26 protein-coding genes are annotated in these 25636 nt (G+C 70.7%); 7 read left to right on the top strand and 19 right to left on the bottom strand.

Annotated features, from left to right (window positions below; genetic code table 11):
* A partial coding sequence (locus SACAZDRAFT_RS23900) for an FAD-dependent oxidoreductase (RefSeq protein ID WP_005444234.1) occupies positions 1 to 416 on the bottom strand: 416 nt, incomplete at its 3' end.
* A gap of 296 nt (positions 417 to 712) precedes the next feature.
* On the opposite strand from SACAZDRAFT_RS23900, the gene SACAZDRAFT_RS18730 reads away from it, so the two are divergent.
* A complete protein-coding gene (locus tag SACAZDRAFT_RS18730; RefSeq protein ID WP_408638053.1) occupies positions 713 to 2002 on the top strand; it encodes a DEAD/DEAH box helicase in 1290 nt (429 codons plus the stop codon).
* Between the two features lie 12 nt (positions 2003 to 2014).
* Here SACAZDRAFT_RS18730 and SACAZDRAFT_RS18725 read toward each other — a convergent pair whose 3' ends face one another.
* Entirely contained in the window at positions 2015 to 2749 is a 735-nt protein-coding gene (locus SACAZDRAFT_RS18725; protein ID WP_005444232.1) for a PIG-L deacetylase family protein, read from the bottom strand.
* Positions 2750 to 2790: 41 nt separating this feature from the next.
* Between SACAZDRAFT_RS18725 and SACAZDRAFT_RS18720 the strand changes: the two genes are divergently transcribed.
* On the top strand, positions 2791 to 3981 hold the full coding sequence (locus SACAZDRAFT_RS18720; protein ID WP_005444230.1) for an 8-amino-7-oxononanoate synthase: 1191 nt from the start codon (positions 2791 to 2793) through the stop codon (positions 3979 to 3981).
* Between the two features lie 12 nt (positions 3982 to 3993).
* On the opposite strand, the gene SACAZDRAFT_RS18715 is transcribed toward SACAZDRAFT_RS18720, so the two are convergent.
* Both SACAZDRAFT_RS18715 and SACAZDRAFT_RS18710 read right to left on the bottom strand, forming a co-directional pair.
* Positions 3994 to 4449, bottom strand: a complete 456-nt coding sequence (locus SACAZDRAFT_RS18715; protein WP_005444229.1) for a GNAT family N-acetyltransferase — start codon at positions 4447 to 4449, stop codon at positions 3994 to 3996.
* Positions 4442 to 5191: a S1 family peptidase gene (locus tag SACAZDRAFT_RS18710; RefSeq protein WP_005444228.1), complete on the bottom strand. Its 750-nt coding sequence runs from the start codon at positions 5189 to 5191 to the stop codon at positions 4442 to 4444. Before SACAZDRAFT_RS18710 ends, SACAZDRAFT_RS18715 begins: the two co-directional genes overlap by 8 nt.
* A 349-nt stretch (positions 5192 to 5540) precedes the next feature.
* Between SACAZDRAFT_RS18710 and SACAZDRAFT_RS18705 the strand changes: the two genes are divergently transcribed.
* Positions 5541 to 6935, top strand: a complete 1395-nt coding sequence (locus tag SACAZDRAFT_RS18705; protein WP_005444227.1) for a mycothione reductase — start codon at positions 5541 to 5543, stop codon at positions 6933 to 6935.
* Positions 6936 to 6939: 4 nt separating this feature from the next.
* Here the strand turns inward: SACAZDRAFT_RS18705 and SACAZDRAFT_RS18700 are convergent, their stop codons facing one another.
* On the bottom strand, positions 6940 to 8223 hold the full coding sequence (locus SACAZDRAFT_RS18700; RefSeq protein ID WP_005444226.1) for an MFS transporter: 1284 nt from the start codon (positions 8221 to 8223) through the stop codon (positions 6940 to 6942).
* Positions 8224 to 8274: 51 nt separating this feature from the next.
* Between SACAZDRAFT_RS18700 and SACAZDRAFT_RS18695 the strand changes: the two genes are divergently transcribed.
* A complete protein-coding gene (locus SACAZDRAFT_RS18695; protein ID WP_005444225.1) occupies positions 8275 to 8955 on the top strand; it encodes a FadR/GntR family transcriptional regulator in 681 nt (226 codons plus the stop codon).
* Positions 8956 to 8974: 19 nt separating this feature from the next.
* Here SACAZDRAFT_RS18695 and SACAZDRAFT_RS18690 read toward each other — a convergent pair whose 3' ends face one another.
* The 5 genes from SACAZDRAFT_RS18690 to SACAZDRAFT_RS18670 form a co-directional block, all read right to left on the bottom strand.
* Entirely contained in the window at positions 8975 to 10831 is a 1857-nt protein-coding gene (locus tag SACAZDRAFT_RS18690; protein ID WP_232286294.1) for a helix-turn-helix domain-containing protein, read from the bottom strand.
* Positions 10832 to 10835: 4 nt separating this feature from the next.
* Positions 10836 to 12158: an MFS transporter gene (locus tag SACAZDRAFT_RS18685; protein ID WP_005444223.1), complete on the bottom strand. Its 1323-nt coding sequence runs from the start codon at positions 12156 to 12158 to the stop codon at positions 10836 to 10838.
* A 45-nt stretch (positions 12159 to 12203) separates the two neighbouring features.
* Positions 12204 to 12956, bottom strand: coding sequence for a 3-hydroxybutyrate dehydrogenase (locus SACAZDRAFT_RS18680; RefSeq protein WP_005444222.1), 753 nt, complete (start codon positions 12954 to 12956; stop codon positions 12204 to 12206).
* A 90-nt stretch (positions 12957 to 13046) separates the two neighbouring features.
* Positions 13047 to 13904: a type I methionyl aminopeptidase gene (map, locus tag SACAZDRAFT_RS18675; RefSeq protein ID WP_005444221.1), complete on the bottom strand. Its 858-nt coding sequence runs from the start codon at positions 13902 to 13904 to the stop codon at positions 13047 to 13049.
* 99 nt (positions 13905 to 14003) lie between these two features.
* On the bottom strand, positions 14004 to 14441 hold the full coding sequence (locus tag SACAZDRAFT_RS18670; protein ID WP_005444220.1) for a VOC family protein: 438 nt from the start codon (positions 14439 to 14441) through the stop codon (positions 14004 to 14006).
* A 124-nt stretch (positions 14442 to 14565) separates the two neighbouring features.
* Between SACAZDRAFT_RS18670 and SACAZDRAFT_RS18665 the strand changes: the two genes are divergently transcribed.
* Entirely contained in the window at positions 14566 to 15531 is a 966-nt protein-coding gene (locus tag SACAZDRAFT_RS18665) for a helix-turn-helix transcriptional regulator (RefSeq protein WP_005444219.1), read from the top strand.
* A 29-nt stretch (positions 15532 to 15560) separates the two neighbouring features.
* On the opposite strand, the gene SACAZDRAFT_RS18660 is transcribed toward SACAZDRAFT_RS18665, so the two are convergent.
* The 5 genes from SACAZDRAFT_RS18660 to dxr form a co-directional block, all read right to left on the bottom strand.
* Positions 15561 to 16412, bottom strand: a complete 852-nt coding sequence (locus SACAZDRAFT_RS18660) for a GNAT family N-acetyltransferase (protein ID WP_005444218.1) — start codon at positions 16410 to 16412, stop codon at positions 15561 to 15563.
* Between the two features lie 66 nt (positions 16413 to 16478).
* The gene (locus SACAZDRAFT_RS18655) at positions 16479 to 17048 is read right to left on the bottom strand and encodes a Uma2 family endonuclease (protein WP_040927814.1); all 570 of its coding nucleotides are present in this window, start codon (positions 17046 to 17048) and stop codon (positions 16479 to 16481) included.
* A gap of 66 nt (positions 17049 to 17114) precedes the next feature.
* On the bottom strand, positions 17115 to 18266 hold the full coding sequence (gene ispG / locus SACAZDRAFT_RS18650; RefSeq protein ID WP_005444215.1) for a flavodoxin-dependent (E)-4-hydroxy-3-methylbut-2-enyl-diphosphate synthase: 1152 nt from the start codon (positions 18264 to 18266) through the stop codon (positions 17115 to 17117).
* 111 nt (positions 18267 to 18377) lie between these two features.
* Positions 18378 to 19586, bottom strand: coding sequence for a M50 family metallopeptidase (locus SACAZDRAFT_RS18645; protein ID WP_005444214.1), 1209 nt, complete (start codon positions 19584 to 19586; stop codon positions 18378 to 18380).
* Positions 19587 to 19589: 3 nt separating this feature from the next.
* Complete coding sequence (gene dxr / locus SACAZDRAFT_RS18640; protein ID WP_005444213.1) at positions 19590 to 20816, bottom strand: 1-deoxy-D-xylulose-5-phosphate reductoisomerase; 1227 nt, start codon at positions 20814 to 20816, stop codon at positions 19590 to 19592.
* A 94-nt stretch (positions 20817 to 20910) separates the two neighbouring features.
* On the opposite strand from dxr, the gene SACAZDRAFT_RS18635 reads away from it, so the two are divergent.
* Entirely contained in the window at positions 20911 to 21171 is a 261-nt protein-coding gene (locus SACAZDRAFT_RS18635) for a DUF2631 domain-containing protein (protein WP_005444212.1), read from the top strand.
* A gap of 123 nt (positions 21172 to 21294) precedes the next feature.
* Here the strand turns inward: SACAZDRAFT_RS18635 and rlmN are convergent, their stop codons facing one another.
* Complete coding sequence (gene rlmN / locus SACAZDRAFT_RS18630; protein WP_005444211.1) at positions 21295 to 22416, bottom strand: 23S rRNA (adenine(2503)-C(2))-methyltransferase RlmN; 1122 nt, start codon at positions 22414 to 22416, stop codon at positions 21295 to 21297.
* Complete coding sequence (locus SACAZDRAFT_RS18625; RefSeq protein ID WP_005444210.1) at positions 22413 to 23201, bottom strand: class I SAM-dependent methyltransferase; 789 nt, start codon at positions 23199 to 23201, stop codon at positions 22413 to 22415. The genes rlmN and SACAZDRAFT_RS18625 overlap by 4 nt, the downstream gene beginning before the upstream one ends.
* 62 nt (positions 23202 to 23263) lie before the next feature.
* On the opposite strand from SACAZDRAFT_RS18625, the gene SACAZDRAFT_RS18620 reads away from it, so the two are divergent.
* Positions 23264 to 24175 carry a VOC family protein gene (locus SACAZDRAFT_RS18620; RefSeq protein WP_005444209.1) on the top strand — a complete coding sequence of 304 codons (912 nt, stop codon included), beginning with the start codon at positions 23264 to 23266 and terminating at the stop codon, positions 24173 to 24175.
* A 13-nt stretch (positions 24176 to 24188) separates the two neighbouring features.
* Here SACAZDRAFT_RS18620 and SACAZDRAFT_RS18615 read toward each other — a convergent pair whose 3' ends face one another.
* Complete coding sequence (locus tag SACAZDRAFT_RS18615) at positions 24189 to 25079, bottom strand: phosphatidate cytidylyltransferase (RefSeq protein WP_005444207.1); 891 nt, start codon at positions 25077 to 25079, stop codon at positions 24189 to 24191.
* Complete coding sequence (frr, locus tag SACAZDRAFT_RS18610; protein WP_005444206.1) at positions 25079 to 25636, bottom strand: ribosome recycling factor; 558 nt, start codon at positions 25634 to 25636, stop codon at positions 25079 to 25081. The genes SACAZDRAFT_RS18615 and frr overlap by 1 nt, the downstream gene beginning before the upstream one ends.

Raw genomic sequence — 25636 nt, 5'->3', positions numbered from 1 at the left:
CCGAGCCCGTCCGCGAGCGGCGGGAACAGCTCCCGCGCCTGCGCCGCGTCGAGCCTGCGCACCTCCCCCAGCTCGGGCCACTGCCGAGCCCGCTGCGACAAGCGGTCGGACACGGCGGACAGGTAGGTGTCGTCGTCCGAGGCCACGAGCCCGCCGACGATCTCGAACGAGACGTCGGCCTCACCGTCCTCGGCCAGGGCCGGCACGAGCGTCCGGTAGTACGCGCCCGCCCTCGCCGCCAGGTCGAAACCGGCGCCGACGTGTCGCGACGTCCACGGGGACACGATGCCCGCGCCCGCGGGAGTCGCGGCCCCGGCGTCCCCCGCGTCGACCACGATGGTCTCGACCCCACGCCGCACCAGGTGGTAAGCGCACGACGCGCCGCCGATCCCCGAACCGATCACGATCACTCGCATGGCCGTCAGCCTGGCGGCACGCCCGCGGCGGACGCAAGCGACTCGGGACACGTCGGCGGCCGCCAGCGGGATTCGTCGTCTCGGGTAGACTCGTCATGCACCGTCCGCCCGGCAGGGCCCGTTCGCGGTGCGATTCATCCCATCAACGGCGCGTCCGTGCGCCGGGTTCGTCCTTGGTCACGCCCACCGCTGTGTCGCGGCTGCCCTGAATCGGGCAGGAGGGCCTCCTTGTGACGCGCCACGTCCGAGAGGCATCAGTGACTCAGACCCTAGCGACAGCAGATTCGACGACCCCGGTGAGCACCTTCGCCGAGCTGAACCTTCCCCAGCCGCTCCACCGCGCCCTCCAGAAGGCCGGGATGGACGCACCGTTCCCCATCCAGGCGGCCACGCTGCCCGACGCCCTCGCCGGCCGTGACGTGCTCGGTCGAGCCCAGACCGGATCGGGCAAGACGCTCGCCTTCGGCCTCGCTCTGCTGTCGCGTCTGCACGGTGGCAAGGCCACCGCGCGCCGACCGAGGGCACTCGTCCTCGTCCCCACCCGCGAGCTCGCCATGCAGGTCGCCGACGCCCTCATCCCGCTGGCCAAGGCCGCGGGCCTGTGGTGCCGTACCGCGGTCGGCGGCATGTCGATGCAGCGCCAGGTGGACGCGCTCGCCCGTGGTGTCGACCTGCTCATCGCCACGCCCGGCCGGCTCTCCGACCACGTGCGGCAGGGCACCTGCGTCCTCGACGGCATCGAGATGGTGGCGCTGGACGAGGCCGACCAGATGGCCGACATGGGCTTCCTGCCGCAGGTGCGCGAGATCCTCGATCTGACGCCGCGCGACGGGCAGCGCCTGCTGTTCTCGGCCACGCTCGACGGCGCCGTCGAGAACCTCGTGCGCGCCTACCTCACCGACCCGGTCACGCACTCGGTCGCGCCCGCCACCGCGAGTGTCGACACGATGGACCACTACCTCCTGCAGGTCGAGCACCGCGACAAGCAGGCCGTCGTCACGGAGATCGCCGCCCGGGAGGGACGCACGATCCTTTTCGTGCGCACCAAGCACCACGTCGACCGGCTCACCACCCGCCTGCGGGCCAGCGGCGTCCACGCGGGCGCTCTGCACGGCGGCAAGACGCAGGGGCAGCGCAACCGCACGCTCGACGACTTCCGCAGCGGGCGCGTGCCGGTGCTCGTGGCCACCGACGTCGCGGCGCGCGGCATCCACGTCGACGACGTGAGCCTCGTCCTCCACGTCGACCCGGCCGCCGACCACAAGGACTACCTGCACCGCGCGGGCCGGACCGCGCGAGCGGGCGCGTCCGGCACCGTCGTGACACTCGTCACGCGGGACCAGCGCCGCACGGTGCGGCGCATGACCGACCAGGCCGGTGTGCGTCCGCAGTCCGCCACCGTGCGGCCGGGCGACCCGACGCTCGCGCAGATCACCGGCGCGCGCACGCCCAGCGGCATTCCCGTGGTCGAGCGCGTGCGCCCGCCCCGCCCCACCCGGGCGAACGGTCCGGGCCGCCGTCCCCAGTCCCAGCGGGGACGCGGGCCGCGGCGCGGCTCCGGTGGCCGGCGCAACGCCGCCGCCTGACCCGGGGAGCCTTCACAGGGAGATGAGTTCGAACTCCGTGGCGAGCACGCCGCCGAACCGGCGGCCGCTCGCCACGGCGATCTCCCGGAGGAACCGGCGCGCGTCCTCCTCCGTCTGCCCGAGGCCTTGCAGGTAGGCGCGATGGCAGTGGAGCGACTCCACGGCGCGGTCGAACATGGCAGTGATGTCGACCGCGTGCGTGGATTTCGGTGAGGACGCGACCGCGACCCAGCGCACGCCCGACCACGGCTGCAGTCCCTCGGTGAGGAGATCGCGGAACACCCACCGGTTGGCCGCGTCCCGCACCGCGTCGAGAGTCGCCTGGCCGGCGACACGATGGTCGGCCATGTTGAGACCACCACCCGGCCAGCTGTCGTGGTGATTGGTCATCACCACGAGCTCCGGCCTGTACCGGCGGATCGCCGCCGCGATGTCCCGGCGGAGGTCGAGACCGTATTCGAGCACCCCGTCGGGGTGGTCGAGGAACGCCACCTGCTCGACTCCCACCACGGCGGCACTGGCGATCTGCTCCCGTTCGCGCACGACCGCGGCCTCGTCCGGGGGCATGTCGTCGATCCCGGCCTCCCCTCGGGTGGCCAGCAGGTACGCCACCTCGCGCCCCGCGTCGGTCCACGCGGCGACCGCTCCCGCGGCGCCGTACTCCATGTCGTCGGGATGGGCCACCACCGCCAGAGCCCGGTTCCAGTCGGTGGGCATCGGCGAGAGCTGCCGCGCGTCGTCGCTCACCCTGTTCCTCCCTCCTACCCTTCCGGTGCAAGACTGCCAGCGTGAACACCTCCGGTTCCACTCGTACGGCAGCGCTCCCTCCGGAGCACGTGTTCGACTGGCTCGACGACGCCGCGGCACAGCGGGCCGAGGAAGGCCTGGTCCGGACACTGATCCCACGCACCGCCGTGGCGACCCAGCTCGACCTCGCGGGCAACGACTACCTCGGGCTCGCCCGTGACAAGCGGGTGGCGGGGGCCTCGGCGGCAGCGGCCCTGAAGTGGGGCGCGGGAGCGACGGGATCGCGGCTGGTCACCGGGTCGACGGAGGTCCACGCCGAGCTGGAGTACGAGCTCGCCCGGTTCTGCGGCGCTCAGGCCGCGCTCGTGTTCTCCTCCGGTTTCGCCGCCAACCTCGGCGCCGTGACCGCGTTGAGCGGCCGGGACGCGGCCATCGTCACCGACAAGTACATCCACGCCTCCCTGATCGAGGGCTGCCGCCTGTCCCGCGCGGACGTCGCCGCCGTGGCCCACAACGATCCGGCCGCCGTGGAACACGCGCTCAAGACCCGGCGTAAGGAGCGGGCGCTGGTGGTCACCGACTCGGTGTTCTCCGTGGACGGCGACCTCGCGCCGTTGGAGGAGCTGTCGGCGGTGTGTCGGCGGCACTCGGCCGCGCTGCTCGTCGACGACGCCCACGGCCTCGGCGTCCTGGGAGACGGCGGCCGTGGCGCCGTGCACGCCGCCGGTCTCGCGGGCGCACCCGACGTCGTCACCACCGTGACCCTGTCGAAGTCACTGGGGGCGCAGGGCGGCGCCGTCGTCGGCCCACGACGGGTGATCAAGCACCTGGTCGACACGGCGCGCAGCTTCATCTTCGACACCGCGCTCGCCCCGGCCAGCGCGGCGGCCGCGCTCGCCGCCCTCCGCGCACTGCGCGACGAACCGGAGCTCGCCGAGCGAGTCCGGACGCGCGCGACGGATCTCTCCACCCGGCTGGCCGAGGCGGGGTTCTCGGTGAGCACTCCCGACGGAGCGGTGGTGTCGGTGCGTGCGCCCGGGCCGGACGAAGCCGTCGCGTGGGCGACGCGGTGTGCCGAGAACGGTGTCCGCGTCGGCTGCTTCCGGCCACCGTCGGTACCGGACGGTGTGTCCCGCCTGCGGCTGACCGCCCGGGCGGATCTCTCCGAGTCCGACGTCGACCGCGCCGTGGCCGTCATCACCGACAACGCACCGCCACAGGCACGTCACTGAGCCTTCAGCGCCTCAGCTTCGCCGCATCCTGATATGCGGGATGCCGTCCTCGAGGAACTCCTCGCCCTCGGGCCGGAAGCCGAACCGCGCGTAGAACCCGGTCGCGTACGTCTGGGCGTCGAGCACGCTCTCGGCATCCCCGACGAGGTCCACCGCCGTCCTCATGAGCAGAGCCCCGGCGCCGGTTCCCCGCGCGAACCCGGCCGTGCACACCCTGCCGATGCGCTGCACCCCGTGGTCCTCGTCGAGCACCCGCAGACATCCCGCGACGCGACCGTCGTCCGTGGCCGCCCACACGTGGCGGGTGCCGTCGAGCAGGTCCTTACCGTCGATCTCCGGGTACGGGCACTCTTGTTCGACGACGAAGACGTCCACGCGTAACCGCAACATCGCATAGAGCTCGGGAGCGCTCAGCTCGGTGCCGGAACGGACGACGACGGTCAGGCTGTCGGGACGAACATCAGTCACCCGTACTGCGTACCAGGTCGCTCCTGAGATCGTCGCTGTAGGTCGACACCCGCGTGTAGACGCCGGGGACGCCGGGCTCGGCACAGCCGTCGCCCCACGACACGATGCCGATCACCGTGCCGTCGACGAGCAGCGGGCCACCGGAATCACCCTGACAGGCGTCGATGCCGCCCTCGTCCCACCCGGCGCACACCATGGTGTCGGCGTCGAACGAGGAGAACACGTCGGCGCACTCGCTGTCGGACACCAGGGGCACGTCGGCGGCACGCAGCGCTCCGGGCTTCGGCCCGTTCTCGAACAGCCTGCCCCAGCCCACGACCGTCGCCATGGTGCCCGCGCGGTAGAGGTGGTCGTCGGAGCTGCGCGGCAGCCGCGCCGCGGGCGCGGACACCGACTCGGACAGTGTCAGCACGGCGATGTCGTCGCCCGAGAGCGGGTCGCGGTAGCCGGGCGCGACCCAGACGTCGGAGACGCCGACCTTCTGGCCCGCGTTCGAGGCGACGCGCTCGCGCCCCACGACGACGCCGAGGTCGGACTCCCGGATGGCGAGAGCACAGTGCGCCGCGGTCAGAACCTGAGTGGACGACAACACCGTCGCACCGCAGTACTGGTTGCCCCTGGCGTCGACCAGGTAGGCGGCGTACGGGTAGTCGTCGATGGCCGCGGACTCACCGCCGACGATGGGCTGCATCCCGACGGCGTGCCCCGCTGACGCGCACATCGCGCCCGCCAGGGCGATCATGGCCACTCCGAGTCGACGCCTGGTCTTCGTGAACACGCTGGTCTCTCCCCTCCTGCCGGACCTCACAACCCTAAGTCGAAACGGCATCACTCGCTGTCACTGAAAGGAGTGGTTACCTCGTTCGGGCCGCGCGGGCACCGGGAAGAGGCGGTGCCGCTGAGGTGTCGCTCGGGGGTCGCTCAGGGGACGGTGACCGGGTCACCAGTGCGGCTGCGGGGCCGGTCCAGCGCCGGACCGGCCGCTTCCCGTCACACCCTGGAACGGGAACAATGCGGGCGAGGACCCCGTTCGAGCACAGTGTGCGTGGTCGAGACCCCACGCTCTCGTTCTGATCGCGAAAGGTGCCGCCGTGCCGCACTACGACCTCGTCATCGTCGGGACGGGATCGGGCAACTCGATCCTCGACCCCCGCTTCGCCGACCGGAAGGTCGCCATCGTGGAGAAGGGGGTGTTCGGGGGCACGTGCCTGAACGTGGGCTGCATCCCGACGAAGATGCTCGTCCACCCCGCCGATCTGGCCTCCACCCCGGCGAGCGCTGCCGGACTCGGGGTCGACCTGGAGCTGCGCAGCGTGCGGTGGCGCGAGATCCGCGACCGGGTGTTCGGCCGGATCGACGCCATCGCCGAGGGCGGGCGACGCTACCGCATCGAACACGAGGACAACGCGGGCGTCACCGTGTACGAGGGAGAGGCCCGCTTCACCGGGCACAAGGAACTCACCGTGCGGCTGGCCGACGGTGAGGAGACGCTCACGGCCGACCAGTTCGTGCTCGCCGCGGGCGGCCGCGCGGTCGTGCCCGACGTCCCCGGCCTCGCCGACATCGACTACCACACCTCCGACACGGTCATGCGCATCGACGACCTGCCGCGCCGAGCGGTGATCCTCGGCAGCGGCTTCGTCGCCGCCGAGTTCGCCCACGTGTTCGCGTCGTTCGGCGTGGAGGTCACCGTCGTCGCGCGCTCGGGCGCCCTGCTGCGCAACGAGGACGACGACATCAGCCGCCGGTTCACCGAACTCGCGTCGCAGCGGTTCGACGTGCGGCTGAACCGCCGCACCGTCAAGGCCCGCCACACCACCGACGGCGGCGTGGCGCTCGATCTCGAAGGCCCCGGCGGCGCCGAGACCGTCGACGGCGACCTGCTGCTCGTCGCCACCGGCCGCACCCCCAACTCCGACATCCTCGACGTGGCGGCCACCGGACTCTCCACGCTGCCCAGCGGGCACGTCGTCGTGGACGAGTACCAGCGCACCGAGGTGGAGGGCATCTACGCGCTCGGCGACCTGTCGTCGCCGTACGAGCTCAAGCACGTCGCCAACCACGAGGCGCGCGTGGTGCAGCACAACCTGCTCCACCCCGACGACCCGGTGGCCTCGGACCACCGCTTCGTGCCGCACGCCGTGTTCACCTCGCCCCAGATCGCGTCGGTGGGCCTCACCGAACGCGACGCCGCCGCCCGCGGTGTGCCGTACGTGACCGCGACGCAGGAGTACGGCGGCATCGCCTACGGCTGGGCGATGGAGGACACCACCGGGTTCGCCAAGCTGCTCGCCGACCCGACCACCGGTCAGCTCCTCGGCGCGCACATCATCGGGGCGCAGGCGCCCACGCTGATCCAGCCGCTGATCCAGGCCATGAGCTTCGGACTCGACGCGCGGACGATGGCCCGCGGGCAGTACTGGATCCACCCGGCGATGCCCGAACTGATCGAGAACGCACTGCTCGCGCTGCCCCTCGACGGCTGAGCCGTCACACGTACCGCGGCCGCCCGGCCAGGTAGCCGAACACGAGTTGCGCCAGCACCACGACGAGCAGGAAGACGAACGGCACGGTCCAGTCTCCCGTCACGTCGTGCAGCAGGCCGAACAGGAACGGACCCGCCGCCGCCAACAGGTAGCCCAGCCCCTGGGCCATCCCGGACAGCGCGGCGGTGTCCGCACTGTTCCTCGCCCTCAACGCGATCGTGGTCAGGGCGAGGGAGAACACGCTCATCCCGAGGCCCATCAACACGCACCAGAGCAGTGGCGAGGCCGACGGCGCCAACATCAGGCCGAGGACGGCCGCGATACCGAACGAACCGAGCGTGACGATCCAGCCGCTCTGGCTGCCTCGCCGGGCGGCCAGAGCCGGGATCGTGAGGCTCACGGGCAACCCGAGCAGCGAGATCAGACCCAGCAACAGACCGGCGTCGCCCCGACTGACACCCGCGTCCATGAGCACCTGGGGCAGCCAGCCCATGACGACGTAGGCCAGGCAGGCCTGGCACCCGAAGAACCCGGTGACCAGCCACGCCAGCGGCACCCGCAGCAACGACCGGTGAGCCGTGTCGGTCGTGTCGGTCGTGTCAGCTGTGTCAGCCATGTCACCGTCGGAATCCTTCGGTCCAGACCCGAAGGCCGACGCGGAAGCCGATCGACGGGCCGTCGCGACGAGCCACACCAGGAGAGCCACCGCCGCGAGCACGGCCCAGCTCGCCAGGGCACCACGCCAGCCTCCGAGCGCGGGCTCCAGCGGAGGAGTCACCGCCGAACCCAGCGCGCCACCCGCCTGGAGCGCGGCGGTGTAGATGCCCGTCATCAGACCCACGCGGGCGGCGAACGACGCCTTGACCACCACCGGGATCAGGACGTTGGCCAGGGCGATCCCGGTGCACGCCACGAGCGTGCCGCCGAGCACCACGGCGGGCCCGTCGAGCACCCGCAGGACCAACCCCACGCTCAGCACCAGCAGCGCCGCCGCGACGGCGGCCCGCAGCCCGATCCGCCGCGCGAGCCGGGGCGCGGCGAGTCCCGCCACCGCGAAGCACAGTCCCGGCAACGTCGTCAGGGCTCCCGCCCACGTGTCGGACGCGCCGAGGCCGTCGCGCATCTCGTCGAGCACCGAGCCCACCGAGGTGATGGCGGGTCGCAGGTTGGCCGCGGCCAGGACGACGGCGACCGCCAGCAGCAGACCCGCGAGCGCGCGTGGCGCCGGGCCGTCCGACGGGCTCGCCCCGGTCACGTCCCGCACGGACGCCTCGCGCTCGATCGGCATGTCCGGTACCGTAACAAATTCGTAGGATGACCGGCTGAAAGGATGTCCACGGTGCCGTTGTCCTCCACCCGGCGGACCGGACTCGTCGACCAAGTCATCGAGCAGTTGCGCGACGCGGTACGACAGGGCGAATGGGCGATCGGGGACCGGATACCCACCGAACCCGAGCTGGCCGCCAGTCTCGACGTGGGCCGCAACACCGTACGCGAGGCCGTCCGCGCGCTCGCCCACAGCGGTCTGCTCGACGTGCGGCAGGGCCAGGGCACCTACGTCCGAGCCACCAGCGAGGTGTCCGGTGCGCTGCGGCGGCTCTGCGCATCACGGCTGCGGGAGGCGTTGCACGTCCGTCGCCTGCTCGAGGTCGAGGCGGCCCGACTGGCCGCCACCGAGCGCACCGACGACGACCTGGCCGTGCTGCGACGGCTTCTCGACGAGCGCGACGCGCTGTGGTCACAGGGTGACCTGGACGCCTTCGCCCGCACGGACGCCGCCTTCCACCTGGCTGTCGCGAAGGCCGCGCACAACGACGTGCTCAGCGAACTCTGTCGCGGGCTGACCGAGGTGGTGGCGTCGAGCGTGGCCACCACCTGCCGCGCCGACGCGCACGAACCCGAGCCCGCCGACCACCGCAGTGTCGTCGACGCGATCGCGGCGAGGGACGCCGACCGCGCCGCCCGCCACACCCGCGAGTTCCTCGACCACCTGCTGGCCCGGCACCCCGCCGAACGCTGAACGAGCGGCCGACGCCGGGTCAGGTCGAGAGCGTGTGCAGGCGCAGCGCCAGTTGCAGTTCGAGCGCCCGGTCGGGCTGCTGCCAGTCCGCTCCGAGCAGCGACCCGATGCGCTCCAGCCGCTGGGCGACCGTGTTGACGTGCACGTGGAGCTCGTCCTTGGCGCGGGTGAGGTTTCCTCCCGCGGCGAAGTAGGCACGCAACGTCCGCAGCAACTCGGTCCCGCGGGCGGCGTCGTAGTCGAGCACCGGGCCGAGGGTGCTCCGCACGAACGCCTCGACGTCGGCACGGTCGCCGAGCACCAGGCCCACGAAACCCAGGTCCTCGGGAGCCGCGCCGTGCCCCTGCCTGCCCAGAGCCAGCAGCGCGCGGACACACCGCACCGACTCGGCGTGCGCACGGGCCAGCTCCGCGGGTCCCGACGCCGGTCCCGCGGCGCCGACCGTGACCCGGCAGCCCAGCGCGGCGCTGAGCTCGGAGGCCGTCCGCCGCGCGAGCTCGCCGGGCTTGTCCGTGTCGACCAGCATCACGACCTGCTCGGCGAACACGCCGGCGAGTGCTGCCCGACGGGCCGCCACGGTCGTCAACCGCGCCCGGGACACGCCCTCGGCGTGCAGGGTCAGCACGGCGTGGGGAGCGCTCAGGTCCACACCCAGCCTGCGACCCCGGTCGAGCAGGGTCTGCGGGTCCCGTTCGGGCGCTGTGAGCAGGTCGGCCACGAGTTCACCCCGCACCCGGTCCTCCGCCTCGGCGGCCGAGCGACGCAGCAGCAACAGCAGCGCGGCCACCACACTGGACCGTTCGAACAACCGGCGGTCGGCGTCGCCCAGATCGGGACGGCCGGTGAGGGTGATGCTGCCGAGCAACTGGGGCCCGGCCATCACCGCGCACACCCACTCGTCACCGTCGGCGATGGCCTTCCCCGCCGCACGCGAGGCGGCGAGTGCCCGGGAGAGCGCTCGGGACGCGACCGACGCGGAGGTGGTCCGCCCCGTCCCCGCGCGGCCGAGCTCCGCGCCCTCGGCATCGCGCACCACGATCCCACCGCCGAGCACCGACGCCACCGCCGCCGCCACCTCGGGGACGTCCGCCCCACCCAGCACCAGCTGGGTCAACCGGTCGTGCGCGTCCTGCGCTCGCGCGAGGCTCTCGTGGTGAGCCTTGATCTTCTTGTTCGCCTCACCCAATTCCGCGAGCGCGGCCGTGCTCTCCTCGATCAGCCGCGCGTTGTCGATGGCGATCGCGGCGTGGTCGGCGAACGACGACAGCAACGCCACCTCGTCCGGGGAGAAGGACCGCGGTCGGCGTTCCGAGGCGAACAACACGCCGATCACGTGCTCCCCGAGCGACAGCGGCACTCCCAGGATCGCGACCAGACCCTCGTCGTTCACCGCGTCGTCGATCGCGCCCGTGTGGTCGAACCGCTCGTCGCTCGGGTAGTCGCGGGTGGCGTACGGGCGGGCGGTCTGGGCCACCAGACCGCCCAGCCCTTCCCCCACACCGAGCCGGAGCTGCTGGAACATCGCAGACGCCGAGCCGTCCGTCACCCGCATGTACGTGCTGCCGTCGTCGGAGTGGTCGTTCAGCGTGAGGTACGAGACGTCCGCCCCCAACAGCATGCGGGCCCGGCGGACGATCGAACGCAGCACCGCGTCGAGATCCCGCAACCTCGCCAGGTCGCTCGCCGTGGCGAACAGCGCGGTCAGCTCGGCTTCGCGTCGGCTGTGCGCGTCGAGCGTCCGCCGGATCTGCATAGCGAGCTGCATCGTGCCGCTGTCCGCGGGCACACGAGCGAGTTCGTCACTGCTCGCGCCCGCGGACAGCAGTTCCAGCAGTCGCCGGGCGTCCGTCGCGTACTCCGGACGTGTCTCGGTCACCAGCTCATGCTGCCACCGAAGGCTCGCGATCGGTGTCGGCGAGCGAGGTACCACGGGTCTCCTTCGCGAAGTAGACGGCGATGAAAGTCACCACACAGGTGGCGGCCACGTAGATCGAGATGGGCAGGCTCGTGCCGTACCCGTCGAGCAACGCCGTCGCGATCAGCGGAGCGACACCACCGGCCGCGATCGAGGCCAGCTGGTAGCCGATCGAGGCGCCCGAGTAGCGGACCTTGGTGCCGAACAGCTCGGAGAAGAACGCCGCCTGCGGCCCGTACATCGCGCCGTGCAGGAACAGACCGATCGACACCGCCGCGATCGTGGTGAACGGCGTCGCCCCGTCGAGCATCGGGAAGAACAGGAAGCTCCACACGAGCATGGTGACGGTGCCGAACAGGTAGACGGTCCGGCGGCCGATCACGTCGGACAACCAGCCCCACATCGGGATCGTGATGAAGTGGATGGCGGACCCGACGAGCACGGCGTTCAGGCCGAGCGACTTCGGCAGCTCGAGGTGCGTCGTCAGGTAGACCAGCACGAACGCCGTGATGACGTAGTACGACACGTTCTCGGCGAACCGGGCACCCATGGCGATGAGCACCTGACGCCAGCTGTTCTTGAACACCGCGACGATCGGGGCCTTCTCCACGGCGGCAGGCTGCTCCGCGGCCTTCTTGGCGGCCTCGACGAACAGCGGGGACTCCTCGACCGCAAGCCTGATCCACATGCCGATCAGCACCAGCAGGCCGGACAGCAAGAACGGGATGCGCCAGCCCCACGAGAGGAACGCCTCGTCGCTCTGCACGACCGCGAGGATGGCCAGCACCGCCGTGGCGAGGAGGTTGCCGGCGGGAACACCGGCCTGCGGCCACGACGCCCAGAATCCGCGCCTGCGGTCGTCGCCGTGCTCGGACACGATGAGCACGGCACCACCCCATTCGCCACCGACGGCGAAGCCCTGGACCAGGCGCAGCAGCACCAGCAGCAACGGCGCGCCGACCCCGATCGTGGCGTAGGTGGGCAGAAGGCCCATGGCGAAGGTCGCGCCGCCCATCATCAGGAGGCTGAGCACGAGCAGCTTCTTACGGCCGACCTTGTCGCCGTAGTGGCCGAACACGAGACCACCCAGGGGCCTCGCGATGAAGCCCACGGCGAGGGTCGCGAAGGCGAGCATCGTCCCGACGAGCGGGTCGCTGTCGGGGAAGAACTGCGTGTTGAAGACGAGCGCGGCGGCCGAGCCGTAGAGGAAGAAGTCGTACCACTCGACCGTGGTGCCGATCATGCTCGCGGCGACCACTCGTTTGATCGAGGTTTTCGGTGAAAACATGTTGATCACCACTTCGTTGTGCTGACGGGGACGGGGAAGGGTGGTTCAGGTGGCGGTCCAGCCGCCGTCGACCGGCAGGGACGCCCCGGTGAGGTAGCCGGCCTCCTCCTTGCACAGCCACACCACCAGAGCGGCCACCTCCTCCGGCTCGATGAGCCGCTTGACGGCGGTGCGGTGCAGGAACACCTCGTCGAGGACCTCGTCCGGGGAGATCCCCCGCGACGCGGCCTGCGCCTCGATCTGGTTGCTGACGAGGTCGGTGCGGACGTAGCCGGGATTCACGCAGTTGCTGGTCACGCCGTGCGCGGCGCCCTCCACCGCCGCCACCTTGGACAGCCCCTCCAGGGCGTGCTTGGCGGCCACGTAGGCGGACTTGTTCGGGCTGGCGCGCAGCCCGTGGACGCTGGAGATGTTGACGAGACGCCCCCACCCGCGCTCGTACATCGAGGGCAGGCAGTGGCGCATCAGCAGGAACGGCGCCGTGACCATCAGCTGCTGGAGGAACGTGAACCGCTCGGGCGGGAACTCCTCGATGGGCGCGATGTGCTGCACACCCGCGTTGTTCACGAGGATGTCGACAGCGCGCGGCAGCGACTCGACGGCGTCCGGGTCGGTCAGGTCGACGACGTGGGCCACGGCGTCGTGAGCGGACGCCACGTCCTTCGCGGCGTCGCCGTTGACATCGACGAGGTGCACCGTGGCCCCGGCGTCACTCAACGCCGCGACACAGGCTCGTCCGATACCGTTCGCGCCGCCGGTGACGAGGGCCGTTTTCCCGGTCAAGAGGCTGGTCGACATGACAGCCGACAGTAGAAGCCGACTGCCGTGTCAACCATGTGTGCAAGTACTACAAGTCAGTGGTCGGCCGTGTGGCCGAAAAACACCCGATCAGGGCAACGTGAGGATTTCCACGCCGTCTTCGGTGACCAGCACGGTGTGCTCGAACTGGGCGGTCCACTTCTTGTCCTTGGTGGTGACCGTCCAGTCGTCGTCCCACACGTCGTAGTCGATCGTGCCGAGTGTGATCATCGGCTCGATCGTGAACGTCATGTTCGGTTCGATGATCGTCGTCACCGACGGTTCCTCGTAGTGGAGCACCGTCGGGGCCGTGTGGAACGCCGGCCCCACGCCGTGACCGGTGAAGTCCCGCACGACGCCGTAGCCGAACCGCTTCGCGTACGACTCGATGACGCGGCCGATGACGTTGAGCTGCCGGCCGGGCCGCACCGCCTTGATGGCGCGGTGGGTGGCCTCGCGGGTGCGCTCGACCAGCAGGCGCACCTCCTCCGAGACGTCGCCCGCGAGGAAGGTGGCGTTGGTGTCGCCGTGCACGCCGTCGATGTAGGCGGTGACGTCGATGTTGCAGATGTCGCCGTCCTGGATGACGGTCGAGTCGGGGATCCCGTGGCAGATCACCTCGTTCAGCGACGTGCAGCACGACTTCGGGAAACCGCGATAGCCCAGCGTCGACGGGTACGCGCCGTGGTCGAGCAGGAACTCGTGCACCACGCGGTCGATGTCGTCGGTGGTGTTGCCCGGCTTGACGGCCTTGCCGCCCTCCTCGAGCGCCTGCGCCGCGATCCGGCTCGCCTTGCGCATCGCCTCGATGACCTCGGGCGAGCGCACACCGTTGCCGGTGTCCCGCTTCGGCGCGGGCTTGCCGACGTACTCGGGGCGGACGATGGACGCGGGAACGGGGCGCGGCGGAGACTGGACGCCGGGCGTCAGAGGTGCACGTTCGGGCATGGTCCCAGCCTACGACCAGGCCGCGTCGCCGAATCCCGCCCCGCTCCGTTCCTTCCGTCGCGTCACAACGTGGCCCTGGTCACCCGCGGGCGGCGCCGCTCAGTCGAGGCAGAACTCGTTGCCCTCGACGTCGGCCATCACGATGTGTCCCATCGCCAGCGGCCCGTCCGGTTCGTACCGCCGGAGCCGGGTGGCGCCGAGGGACACCAGCCGCTCCGCCTCCGCCTCCAGGGCCGCCATGCGCTCCTCCCCGCGCAGTCCCGGAGCGGCGCGCACGTCGAGGTGGACCCGGTTCTTCACCTGCTTGCCCTCCGGGACCCGCATGAAGAGCACCTTCGGTCCCGCGCCCTCCGGGTCGACCACCGCCGACACGTCGTTGTGGCGCTCCGGCGGGATTCCCATGGCGTCGAGCGCCTCGGTCCACGACGCGAAGCCCTTCGGGGGATCCATCAGCCGGTAGCCGAGGACCTCGGCCCAGAACGCCGCCACCGCGGCCGGGTCGGCACAGTCGAACGTCACTTGCACTTCACGGGCCATGTCACATCGCCTTTCGCCAGAAGTTCTCACGGGTCTGCGGGGAGAGGTCCCGCAACGGACATACCCCTGAGCCTGGCGCACACAGCGGACAGGTTGTGTCCGCGATCTCTGCCACGATGAGCGGGTGACCGGAACGACGGAGCGGGTGCTGCGACTGTTGGCGCTGCTCCAGCGCAGGCCCTCCTGGACCGCTACCGAGCTGGCGACGGAGCTCGGGGTCACCGACCGCTCCGTGCGACGCGACATCGAACGCCTTCGCGCCCTCGGCTATCCCGTGCACGCGACGGCGGGCGTCGGCGGCGGCTACCGGCTCGGGGCGGGCACCCGGCTGCCCCCGTTGCTCCTCGACGACGAGGAGGCGATCGCGATGGCCGTGTCACTGCGACTGGCGGCGGGCGGCACGGTCGCCGGGGCGAGCGAGGCCGCACTGCGATCACTCGCGAAACTCGACCAGGTGATGCCCGCGCGCCTGCGCGCGGAGATCCGTGCCGTGCACGGCGCCACCGACACGCTCGTCGGTCCCGGTGTCGAGGTCTCTCCCGAGGTGCTGGTGACGCTCGCCCGAGCCTGCCGCGACACCGTCCGGGTGCGGTTCACCTACACCGGCCGCGACGCCGCCGACAGCGAGCGGACCGTGGAGCCGGTGCGGATGGTCACCACCGCCCGCCGCTGGTACCTGATGGCCTGGGACGTCGAGCGCGGCGACTGGCGCACGTTCCGGCTGGACCGGATGCACGACGTCGTGGCCACGACCTGGCAGTTCCGGCCCCGACCGCATCCGGATCCGCTCGCGTACGTGCAGCGCTCCGTCACCGCGTCGCCCTACCGCCACGTCGCCCGCGTGCGGGTGCACGCGACACCGGATCAGGTACGGGCGCTGGTTCCGCCCCAGGTGGGGCGGGTCGAAGACGACCGCGACGGCTGGTGCGTGCTCGTCGCCGGAGGCGACGACCTAAACTGGCTCGCCCTGCACGTCGCGCGACTGGGTTTCGAGGCGCGCGTGCTGGATCCGCCGGAGTTGCGCGGCGCCGTCGAACTCCTCGCCCGCCGACTCTCGGCCATGGCGGAGGAACAGCCGCGGCAGTCCTAGAAGAGCCCTGGAAGAGCCCTAAAAGAGCCCTAGAAGAGCACCGTCGCGTACCGGCCGACCTGCCGGAATCCGACCCTGCGGTACGCGGCCAACGCGGGCGTGTTGAACGAGTTCACATACAGGCTCGCGACCCGGCCGAAGCCGCGTACGAGGCGTTCGGCCACAGCCGCCGTCCCGGCCGCCCCGAGTCCACGCCCCCGATGCCTCGGGTGGACCCATACGCCCTGGATCTGGCCCACGCTGCCCGACATCGCGCCGATCTCGGCCTTGAAGACGACCTCTCCGCGTTCGAAACGCGCGAACGCCCGCCCCGAGGAAATCAGCTCGGTGACGCGCGCCCGGTACCCCGCTCCCCCGTCGCCGAGCCGGGGGTCGACACCCACCTCCTCGCGGAACATCGCGACGGCGGCGGGAAAGTACACGTCGATCTCCTCCGGCCGCACCGCGCGGACCTCGGGATCGGGCGCCACCGACGGGGTGTCGTCGAGCGCCATGAGCGGCTGGTCGGGACGCACCTCCCGCGCGGGCCCCCACTCGTCCACCAGCTCGGACCACAGACCCAGCACCTCGTCGGCCGGGCCCACCAGCGACGAGCACGCACGGGGCCTCCGCAACGCCCGGTCGGCGAACGAGCGCAGCGCGGCCGGGTTGCCTCGCAACGGGATCAGGTTGGGGCCCACGAAACACAGGCCCTGGAGCCCGCCGAGGCGCCGGCGACTGTCGGCGCCCCACAGTTCGCCACCCAACCGCCACGGGTCGAGACCGGCGAGCTCGACCCGCGCGGCCACCATGCAACTGCCCACCGGGTCCGCCGCGAGCAGCGCACGAACCGCCGGGTAGTCCCTGTCATCGAGCAGCCTCGCACCGGCCAGCCGCAACACAAGGACAAGATTGCCAGATCGACGTCCCTGATGGCGACCGTCGAACGGATGTCCACACGCGAACGATCAGAACTCGGCCGTGTCCAACTCGAGCTCGAACGGCGACGCCAGTGCGATCGTCTCCCCGAACGGCACCCTGCAGGCCCGTCGGTATACACCCTCGCCGGGCGCACCGAACAGCGTGACGGCGGGCCCCTCCGGATCGTGCGGGTCGACCAGCAGGTACTGCCCGATGCCGCCGTGCGCGTACGCCCATCTCTTGCGGGACCGATCGTGCTGCGCGTTGCCTGCCGACGTGATCTCGATGGCGAGCAGCACGTGTTCGGACGGCACGGGCTCCGCCCCATGCGGCACACGGATTAGCGGGACGACACAGAGATCCGGAACGTAGATGCCGCCGACCACGGGCACGCTGACGCCCAGCGTCTGGAACACCTCGCTACCGTCCGGTGTCCCTGACACCAACTGCCGATGCAGTCGGCCGGCGATCAGGTTGTGCTGTCCCCCAGGGGGTGGCGACATTCGGATCCCCTCGATCGTCACCTCGGGCCGCCACCCCTCCGGCACGTCCAGCTCTCGCCAGGTGCGTACCAGGTCGCTCCAGTCCAACGGCGTGTCGACGATCGCAGCGCTCATCGGTGGTCTCCCGTCCATCCAAGACACCTCCAATGTAGCACGCTAGTCGCAGCCGGTGGGCGGCGCTCAGCTCACCGTGACGATCGGTTCCCCACTGCCGTCGACGTGGCCGTTCTCCTCGGCGATCCGCATGGCCTCGCTGATGAGCGTCTCCACGATCTGGTGTTCCGGGACGGTCTTGATGACCTCGCCCTTGACGAAGATCTGACCCTTGCCGTTGCCCGAGGCCACGCCGAGGTCCGCCTCGCGAGCCTCGCCGGGGCCGTTCACGACGCAGCCCATCACCGCGACCCGCAGCGGCACCTCCAGCCCCTCCAGGCCCGCGGTGACCTCGTCGGCCAGCTTGTACACGTCGACCTGCGCGCGCCCGCACGACGGGCACGACACGATCTCCAGCTTGCGAGGACGAAGGTTCAGCGACTGCAGGATCTGGTGGCCGACCTTCACCTCCTCCACGGGCGGCGACGACAGCGACACGCGGATGGTGTCGCCGATGCCCTGCCGCAGCAGCGCACCGAAGGCCACGGCCGACTTGATCGTGCCCTGGAACGCGGGGCCGGCCTCGGTGACACCCAGGTGGAGCGGGTAGTCGCACTGCTCGGCGAGGATCTCGTAGGCGCGCACCATCACGACCGGGTCGTTGTGCTTCACCGAGATCTTCAGGTCGTGGAAGTCGTGCTCGGCGAACAGCGAGGCCTCCCACAGCGCCGACTCGGCCAGCGCCTCCGGGGTGGCCTTGCCGTACTTCTTCATCAGCCGCGGGTCGAGCGACCCGGCGTTGACCCCGATGCGGATGGGAGTGCCGTGGTCCTTCGCGGACTGCGCGATCTCCTTGACCTTGTCGTCGAACTTCTTGATGTTGCCCGGGTTCACGCGCACCGCCGCGCATCCGGCCTCGATGGCGGCGAAGACGTACTTCGGCTGGAAGTGGATGTCGGCGATCACCGGGATCTTCGACTTCTTCGCGATCGCGGGCAGGGCCTCGGCGTCGTCGGCGCTGGGGCAGGCCACCCGCACGATGTCGCAGCCCGCCGCGGTCAACTCCGCGATCTGCTGCAGCGTGGAGTTGACGTCCGCGGTGACCGTGGTCGTCATCGACTGCACGGAGATCGGGTGGTCACTCCCGACGCCGACGGATCCGACCTGTAGCTGTCGGGTCTTGCGACGTTCGGAGAGAACGGGAGGCGGTGTGGCGGGCAAACCCAGGTCGACGGTCATCGATTCCTCTGCATTTTCGCTGACTGCGTGCTGCGCCGAAGGCATCACCGGCGTGGCCGGCTGCCGTTGTCCACGATACGTGAGCGCCCGAACCCGGCTGTCCGGACGCCACTACGGTTGGATGAGCCTGATCGGGTTGACGATGTCGGCCGTCACGGTGAGTAGCACGATCGCGCCCCCGATGACGATCACGACGCTCGTGACCGCGTTGAGCTTCGTATAGTCGACGGGGCCGCCCGCGGCCTTGCCCCGTCGCTTGCGGATCCAGTCGCGCACCCGCTCGTACCAGGTCACCGCGATGTGGCCGCCGTCGAGCGGCAGCAGGGGCAGCAGGTTGAAGATGCCGACGAAGAAGTTCAGGCTCGCGAGCAGCAGGAGGAACACCTCCCACAAGCCCTGTTCGACGGCCTCACCGCCGATCCGGCTGGCACCCACCACGCTGACGGGCGTCTCCGGGTCGCGTTCGCCGCCGAAGATCGCCTCCACGACCGCGGGGATCTTCTCCGGGAACTCCAGCAGCCGCTGCCAGGTCTGCACGAGCAGTTCGCCGGTGAACGCGGCCGAGCCTCCGAACGCCTCGACGGGCCCGTGCGGAAGCATGAGCGCCTGGGAGGCGCCGATGGCCCCCACCTGTTCCGTGCCGCCCTCGGTCGTCGGCCGGGTCACCTGGGTGACGTCGACCGTGAGGTTCAACGCCTCACCGTCGCGCAGCACCCGGAACTCGGTGGGCCCCTCGGACTTCTGCACCGCCGCCAGCAGGTCCTGCCAGGTGTCGGTGGGCGTGCCGTTGATCGCCACGACCTCGTCGCCCGGCTGCACCCCGGCCGCCTTGGCCGGAGCCGGGTCGGCAGGCCCGCACGTCGGGTCGTTCCACTCCTCCGGCGTGCTGGCGCTGCGGACGCAGTCGGACACCTCGTCGATCACCGGCTTGTCGGAGATGTTGGGCAGGCCCATCGAGATGGCCATGAAGTACAGCACGATGAAGCCGAGTACGAAGTGCGTGAACGACCCGGCCGCCAGCACCACGGTGCGCTTCCAGGTCTTGAACCGCCACATCGCCCGCGGCGCCTCGTCGGGGGTGACCTCGTCCAACGCCGTCATCCCGGCGATGTCGCAGAACCCGCCCAGCGGAATCCACTTCAGGCCGTACTCGGTCTCGCCGCGCTTGACCGAGAAGACCGTCGGTCCGAAGCCCACGAAGTAGCGACGCACCTTCATGCCGAACGACTTGGCGGCCACCATGTGACCGGCCTCGTGCAGCGCGACGGAGACGCAGATGCCGAGCGCGAAGAGCGCGACCCCCAGGATGTAGACGAGCACGCGCTACTTCCCTCCCGACATGATCGTGGCCGCACGGTCGCGCGCCCATTCTTCCGCAGCGAGGACGTCGGCCAGGTCACGGGGAGGGCGGCGCCACTCGTCAGCGGCGTCGACAACCTGAGACACAGTGTCCACGATCGCCGTGAAGCCGGTGTTGTGCGCGAGGAACTCGGCGACGAGCCGCTCGTTCGCCGCGTTGAAGACCGCGGGCAGGCAGCCACCGACGGAACCGACGTGCCGGGCCAGCTCCACCGCCGGGAACGCCGCGTCGTCCACCGGCTCGAACGTCCAGGTGGCGGCCTCGCCCCACCGGCACGGCGACGCGGCCCCGGGCACCCGGTCGGGCCAGTGCAGCGCGAGCGCGATGGGCAGGCGCATGTCCGGCGGGCTCGCCTGCGCGAGTGTCGAACCGTCGACGAACGTCACCATCGAGTGCACGATCGACTGCGGGTGCACGACGACGTCGATCCGCTCGCACGGGATGTCGAACAGCAGATGTGCTTCGATGAGTTCGAGGCCCTTGTTCACCATCGTGGCGGAGTTGATGGTGACGAGCTGCCCCATGGCCCACGTCGGGTGGGCGAGCGCGTCCTCGACCGTGACGTCGGCCATCTGCTCCCGCGTGCGGCCGCGGAACGGTCCACCCGACGCGGTGAGCACCAGCCGGTCGACCTCCTCCGCGCGGCCGCCCCGCAGCGCCTGCGCGAGCGCCGAGTGCTCCGAGTCCACGGGCACGATCTGGCCTGGCCGGGCCGCCGCCCGCACCAGGGGACCACCCGCGATGAGCGATTCCTTGTTGGCCAGCGCGAGCGTCGCGCCGGTCTTCAGCGCACGCAGCGTGGGACCGAGGCCCTGCGAGCCCGGCATGCCGTTGAGCACGACGTCGGCGGGTACCGCGTCGATCAGCTCCTCGACCGCGTCCGGCCCCGCGAAGACCCGGGGCAGGCGGAACTCGCCGCGCGAGTAGCCGCGCTTCTGCGCCTCGGTGTAGAGCGCCAGCTGCAGGTCCTCCGCCGCGGTCGCCCGCGTGATCGCCACCGCGCCGACCTCGTGCTCGATCACCTGAGCGGCCAGCGCGCGCGGGTCCGAGCCGCCCGCGGCGAGGCCGATCACCCGGAACAGATCGGGGTTACGCCCCGTCACGTCGAGGGCCTGTGTGCCGATGGAGCCGGTGGAGCCCAGCACCAGCACGGTCCGGGGGGAACTCGTGGTGACCGTCATGGTGACCATTGTCGCGGACGTCCCCTGCGGTCCTCGCAGGAGGCATGTGCGATTATCGAGCCACACGAAGTCGCGCCAAGCGGGCTCGAGTGGAGGAGTGATCGTGGCAGGCAAGGCTGTCGAGAAGCGCACCGGTACCGAGGTCGACCCCAGGGACGAGCCGTCGGCCGAGTGGGGCTGGCACGGCGCCTTCCCCAAGGCGACACGCGCCGGCGCGGTGGTCGCCGCCGCGATCATGTTCCTGATGCTCATCGGCAACCACCAGAACCAGACCGAGGACATCGTCCTGATCGTGACCGGTGTCGGTCTTCTGCTGGGCGTGCTGTGGGACGTGCGCCGCAGCCGCACCGCCTGGCGTCGCTGACCTCGCGACCGGACGCGTCTCCCCACGAGGCGGCGTCGTCGCGCTCCGTTCAGACGTCGAGAACCCCGCTGTCGCTCCGCGAGCCGGCGGGGTTCTCGTTGTGCGCGGTGTACCGCGATGTACTCAGCCTTCGGCTGCGAGCTGACCGCAGGCGGCGGCGATCTCCTGACCGCGCGTGTCACGCACGGTGCACGCCACCCCGCCCGCGTTGACCCTGCGGACGAACTCGCGCTCGACCGGCTTGGGACTCGCGTCCCACTTGCTGCCCGGGGTCGGGTTCAGCGGGATGACGTTGACGTGCACCAGGTGACCGAGGTGTTCCCGCAGCCGTTCGGCCAGCAGGTCGGCGCGCCAGGGCTGGTCGTTGATGTCACGGATCAACGCGTACTCGATCGACACGCGTCGCCCCGTGCGGTCGGCGTAGTAGCGAGCCGCCTTCAGCACCTCGTCCACCGACCAGCGGTTGTTCACGGGAACGAGTTCGTCACGCAGTTCGTCGTCCGGCGTGTGCAACGACACGGCCAGACGCACCTGCAGGCCCTCGTTGGCCAGCTTCCGGATCGCCGGAGCCAGCCCGACGGTGGACACCGTCACGGACCGCTGCGAGATGCCCAGCCCCGCGGGCGCGGGATCGGTGATCCGCCGTACGGCGGCGAGCACGCGCTTGTAGTTCGCCAGCGGTTCGCCCATGCCCATGAACACGATGTTCGACAGCCGCCCCGGGGCCGGTGCGCCGTCGGGACCCGGCATGAGACCGTCCCGCATCACCGCGGCGGCGGCCCGCACCTGGTCGACGATCTCCGCGGTCGAGAGGTTGCGGGTCAGACCGCCCTGACCGGTCGCGCAGAACGGACACGCCATACCGCAGCCCGCCTGGCTGGAGATGCACAGCGTCGCACGCTCCGGATAGCGCATCAGCACGCTCTCCACCAGCGTGCCGTCGTGCGCACGCCACAACGTCTTCCGGGTGGTGCCGTCGTCGCAGTCCACGACCCGCACCTGCGTCAGCAGTGACGGCATCAGTTCGTCGACGAGGCGCTGCCGGGACGCCGCCGGGATGTCGGTCATCCCGTCCGGGTCGGCCGTGAGCCGCGAGAAGTAGTGGTGCGACAGCTGCTTGGCGCGGAAGGGCTTCTCCCCCAGCGCGGCCACCGCCTCGGCCCGTTCGGCGACGGTGAGATCGGCAAGGTGGCGCCGGGGCAGGCCACGGCGGGGAGCGTCGAAGACGAGGGGCAATGCAGTCATGGCTCTGCCAGTGTCCCATGCCCGGTCAGCGGCTCCGACGCCCGGAGGAGGCCGACCGGCTTGCGGCGCAGGAGGACCCGGTATCCCACGGGCAGCTCCAGCGACTGTGCTCCCTGCCGGTTGAGGCGCAGAGTGTCGACCACGGCACGCGAGGCCACCATGGGACTGAACTCGATGCGCAGCACCGCCTCCAGCACCCGCCGGTCGAGAAACGACCACCGGGTCGTGATCCGCCTGCAGGTGAAGCCCTCCTCCGCGAAGAAGGCGTCGACCTCGGCGGCCCGGTAGCGAGGCAGGTCGGCCAGCATCCAGTCGCCGTAGGGCGCGACGCCGGTGTCGAGATCCACGATCACGAGCGCTCCACCGGGCCGGAGCACCCGGTCGACCTCGCGCAGCCCGGGCTCACACCCGGGCCCGAAGAAGTACGCCGTTCGCGCGTGGACGACGTCGACGGAGCTCTCCGGCAGCGGCAGCCGCTGCGCCGTTCCACGCAGAACCGTCACCGACGGCAGTCCCTCCACCCGCTCACGAGCCCGCCGCACCAGCGGCGGATGCGGTTCCACGCCGACCACCGAGCGCGCGGTCGCCGCGAACCGCGGCAGGTGGAAACCCGTCCCACACCCGACGTCCACCACGTCGCCACCGCTCCACGGCGCGACGTCGGCGAGGTGGGTCCAGATCTCGTCGTCGACGTCCTGCACCTGGTTCTCGCGTTCGTAGACATCGGCGTGATACCAGATGTTCGGACTCGGCACGACCTCCGAACGGCGGCCGAAGATTCTCACGGCAACAGCCTAGACCCGCACCACGACGCTTACGATGATCTTGCTCAGCCAGGAGGTGGCTCATGTTCCTTTCCCCAGCCGACGCCGTGTCGAGCTCCGCTCCCGGAACACCCTGCTGGGTCGACCTGGCCACGCCCGACACCGCCGCGGCGTGCGAGTTCTACGGTCGGCTCCTCGGCTGGGACCTCCACGTCAAGGACGACCCGGTCGGGGTGGACGGCCGTTACGTCGTCGCCTACCGGGACGACGTGCAGGTGGCCGGCCTCTACCTCGCCGCACCGAAAGACCCCGTCGGCTGGTCACTCCACCTCCGCGTCACCGGCGCCACGAACACCGCACAGTGGGTGGAACACCTCGGCGGGACGGTGCGGCTCGGTCCCCTCGACATCCCGGAGCGAGGAGCGCTGCTCCACGCCACCGACCCGAGCGGCGCCCCCGTCGTCTTCTGGCAACCGCCGCCCGGCTGGATCTTCGGCACCCAGCTGCCCGGCATGTTCTGCGGCGCGGACCTCAACACCTACGACGGCGCGGCGGCCGACGACTTCTACGGCAAACTGTTCGGCTACTCGATCGAACAGATCGGCTCCGACGGCATCGACTACGCGGTCTGGCGCCTCGGCCACGAGAGCGTGCTCTACCGCTGTGTGCTGGACGGTCCGCGCTCGCAGACCGCCCCGCCCGCCGCGGCGACGTCGACAGCGTCGACAGTGTCGACAGCCGCCGCCACCGACGTCACCGCCTCACCGCACTGGCTCGTGTACTTCGAAGCGGACCCCCAGGCGGGCACCGACGCACTCGCCTACACGGCGATCAGCCTGGGCGGCGGAGTGCTCGTCGAGCCCCACGACACGCCCTTCGGCCGTGCTGCTCTCCTGCTCGACCCGAGCGGATCGCCGTTCGCGGTGATCGACCACTCCCGGCCCGTCGACCTCGGGGTGGGACGCGCCGAGGTCGACGATCCGTACGACGACTGACCGGCTTTTCCGATCACACCGGAACGAAAGCGCTCAGCAACAACCACGAGACGACCGCCGACGGCAGCAAGGAGTCCAGGCGGTCCATCAGCCCGCCGTGACCCGGCAACGTGTTGCCCATGTCCTTGATGCCCAGGTCGCGTTTGATGAGCGACTCCATCAGATCGCCGACCGTCGCGGTCACCACGATCGCGGCGCCGAACAGAACACCCTGCCAGGCCTGCCCGTCGAGCAGCAGAACCACGGCCAGCGCCCCACCCGTGATGCCCGCGGTGAGCGACCCGGCGAAACCCTCCCAGGTCTTCTTCGGACTGATCCGCGGCGCCATCGGGTGTCTACCGCGGAGCACGCCCGCGATGTAGCCGCCGGTGTCGCACGCGACCACCACGATCATGAAGGACAGCACGCGGCCGACACCGTCCTCCGGCGGCACGAGCATCGCGGCGAACGACGCGAACAACGGCAGGTAGGCCGCCGCGAACACCGACGCGCTGACGTCCCGAAGATAGCCGTCAGCTCCCGACGGCAGCCGCCACAGCAGGCAGGCGAGCACGGTGACGACGAACGCCGTCACGGCGCCCTGCTGGCCGAACGGCCAGGCCAGCCAGATCATCGCCTGCCCGCCCACGAGAACGGGCACCAGCGAGATGCGCACGTTCGCCGCTCGGCGGAACGCGCCCGCGAGCTCGATCGTGCCGACCACGATCGCCGCCGCGATCACGCCGATGAACAGGTAGCGGACCGTGAACAAGGAGCCCAGGATCGCCGCGCCCAACGCGACCCCGACACCGATGGCAGCCGGGAGGTCCCGCCCGGCCTTGGAGGCTTTCCTCGCTGGTTCCTCTGACCCGTCGGGTTCAGCCGCGTCCTCGCGCTCCCCCTGATGGTCGCTCACTGTAGTCATCAGACCTCGAGGAGCTCGGCTTCCTTGTTCTTGACGAGCTCCTCGACCTGATGGACGTAGCGGTCCGTCAGGTTCTGCAGCTCCTTCTCGGCCCTGGCGACCTCGTCCTCACCGGCTTCGCCGTCCTTGGCGATCCGGTCGAGCTCCTCCTTGGCCTTCCTGCGCACCCCGCGGATGGAGATACGCGCTTCCTCCCCCTTGCTCTTGGCGACCTTCACCATCTCGCGGCGGCGTTCCTCCGTCAGCTGGGGGATCACCACACGGATGATGTTGCCGTCGTTCGTGGGGTTCACGCCCAGGTCGGAATCGCGGATCGCCTTCTCGATGGTGTTCAGCTGCGACGCGTCGTACGGTTTGACGACGGCCATGCGCGCTTCGGGGATGGTGATGCTCGCGAGCTGGTTGAGCGGCGTGGGGGCACCGTAGTACTCGACGACGACGCGCGAGAACATCGCGGGAGTCGCCCTGCCGGTGCGCACCGACGCCAAGTCCTCCTTGGCGAAGGAGACCGCTTTCTCCATCTTTTCTTCGGCGTCGAAGAGGGTCTCGTCGATCAC

Source organism: Saccharomonospora azurea NA-128 (genome assembly GCF_000231055.2).
Lineage (GTDB): Bacteria > Actinomycetota > Actinomycetes > Mycobacteriales > Pseudonocardiaceae > Saccharomonospora > Saccharomonospora azurea.
This window is presented reverse-complemented; position numbering and strand designations above follow the sequence as displayed.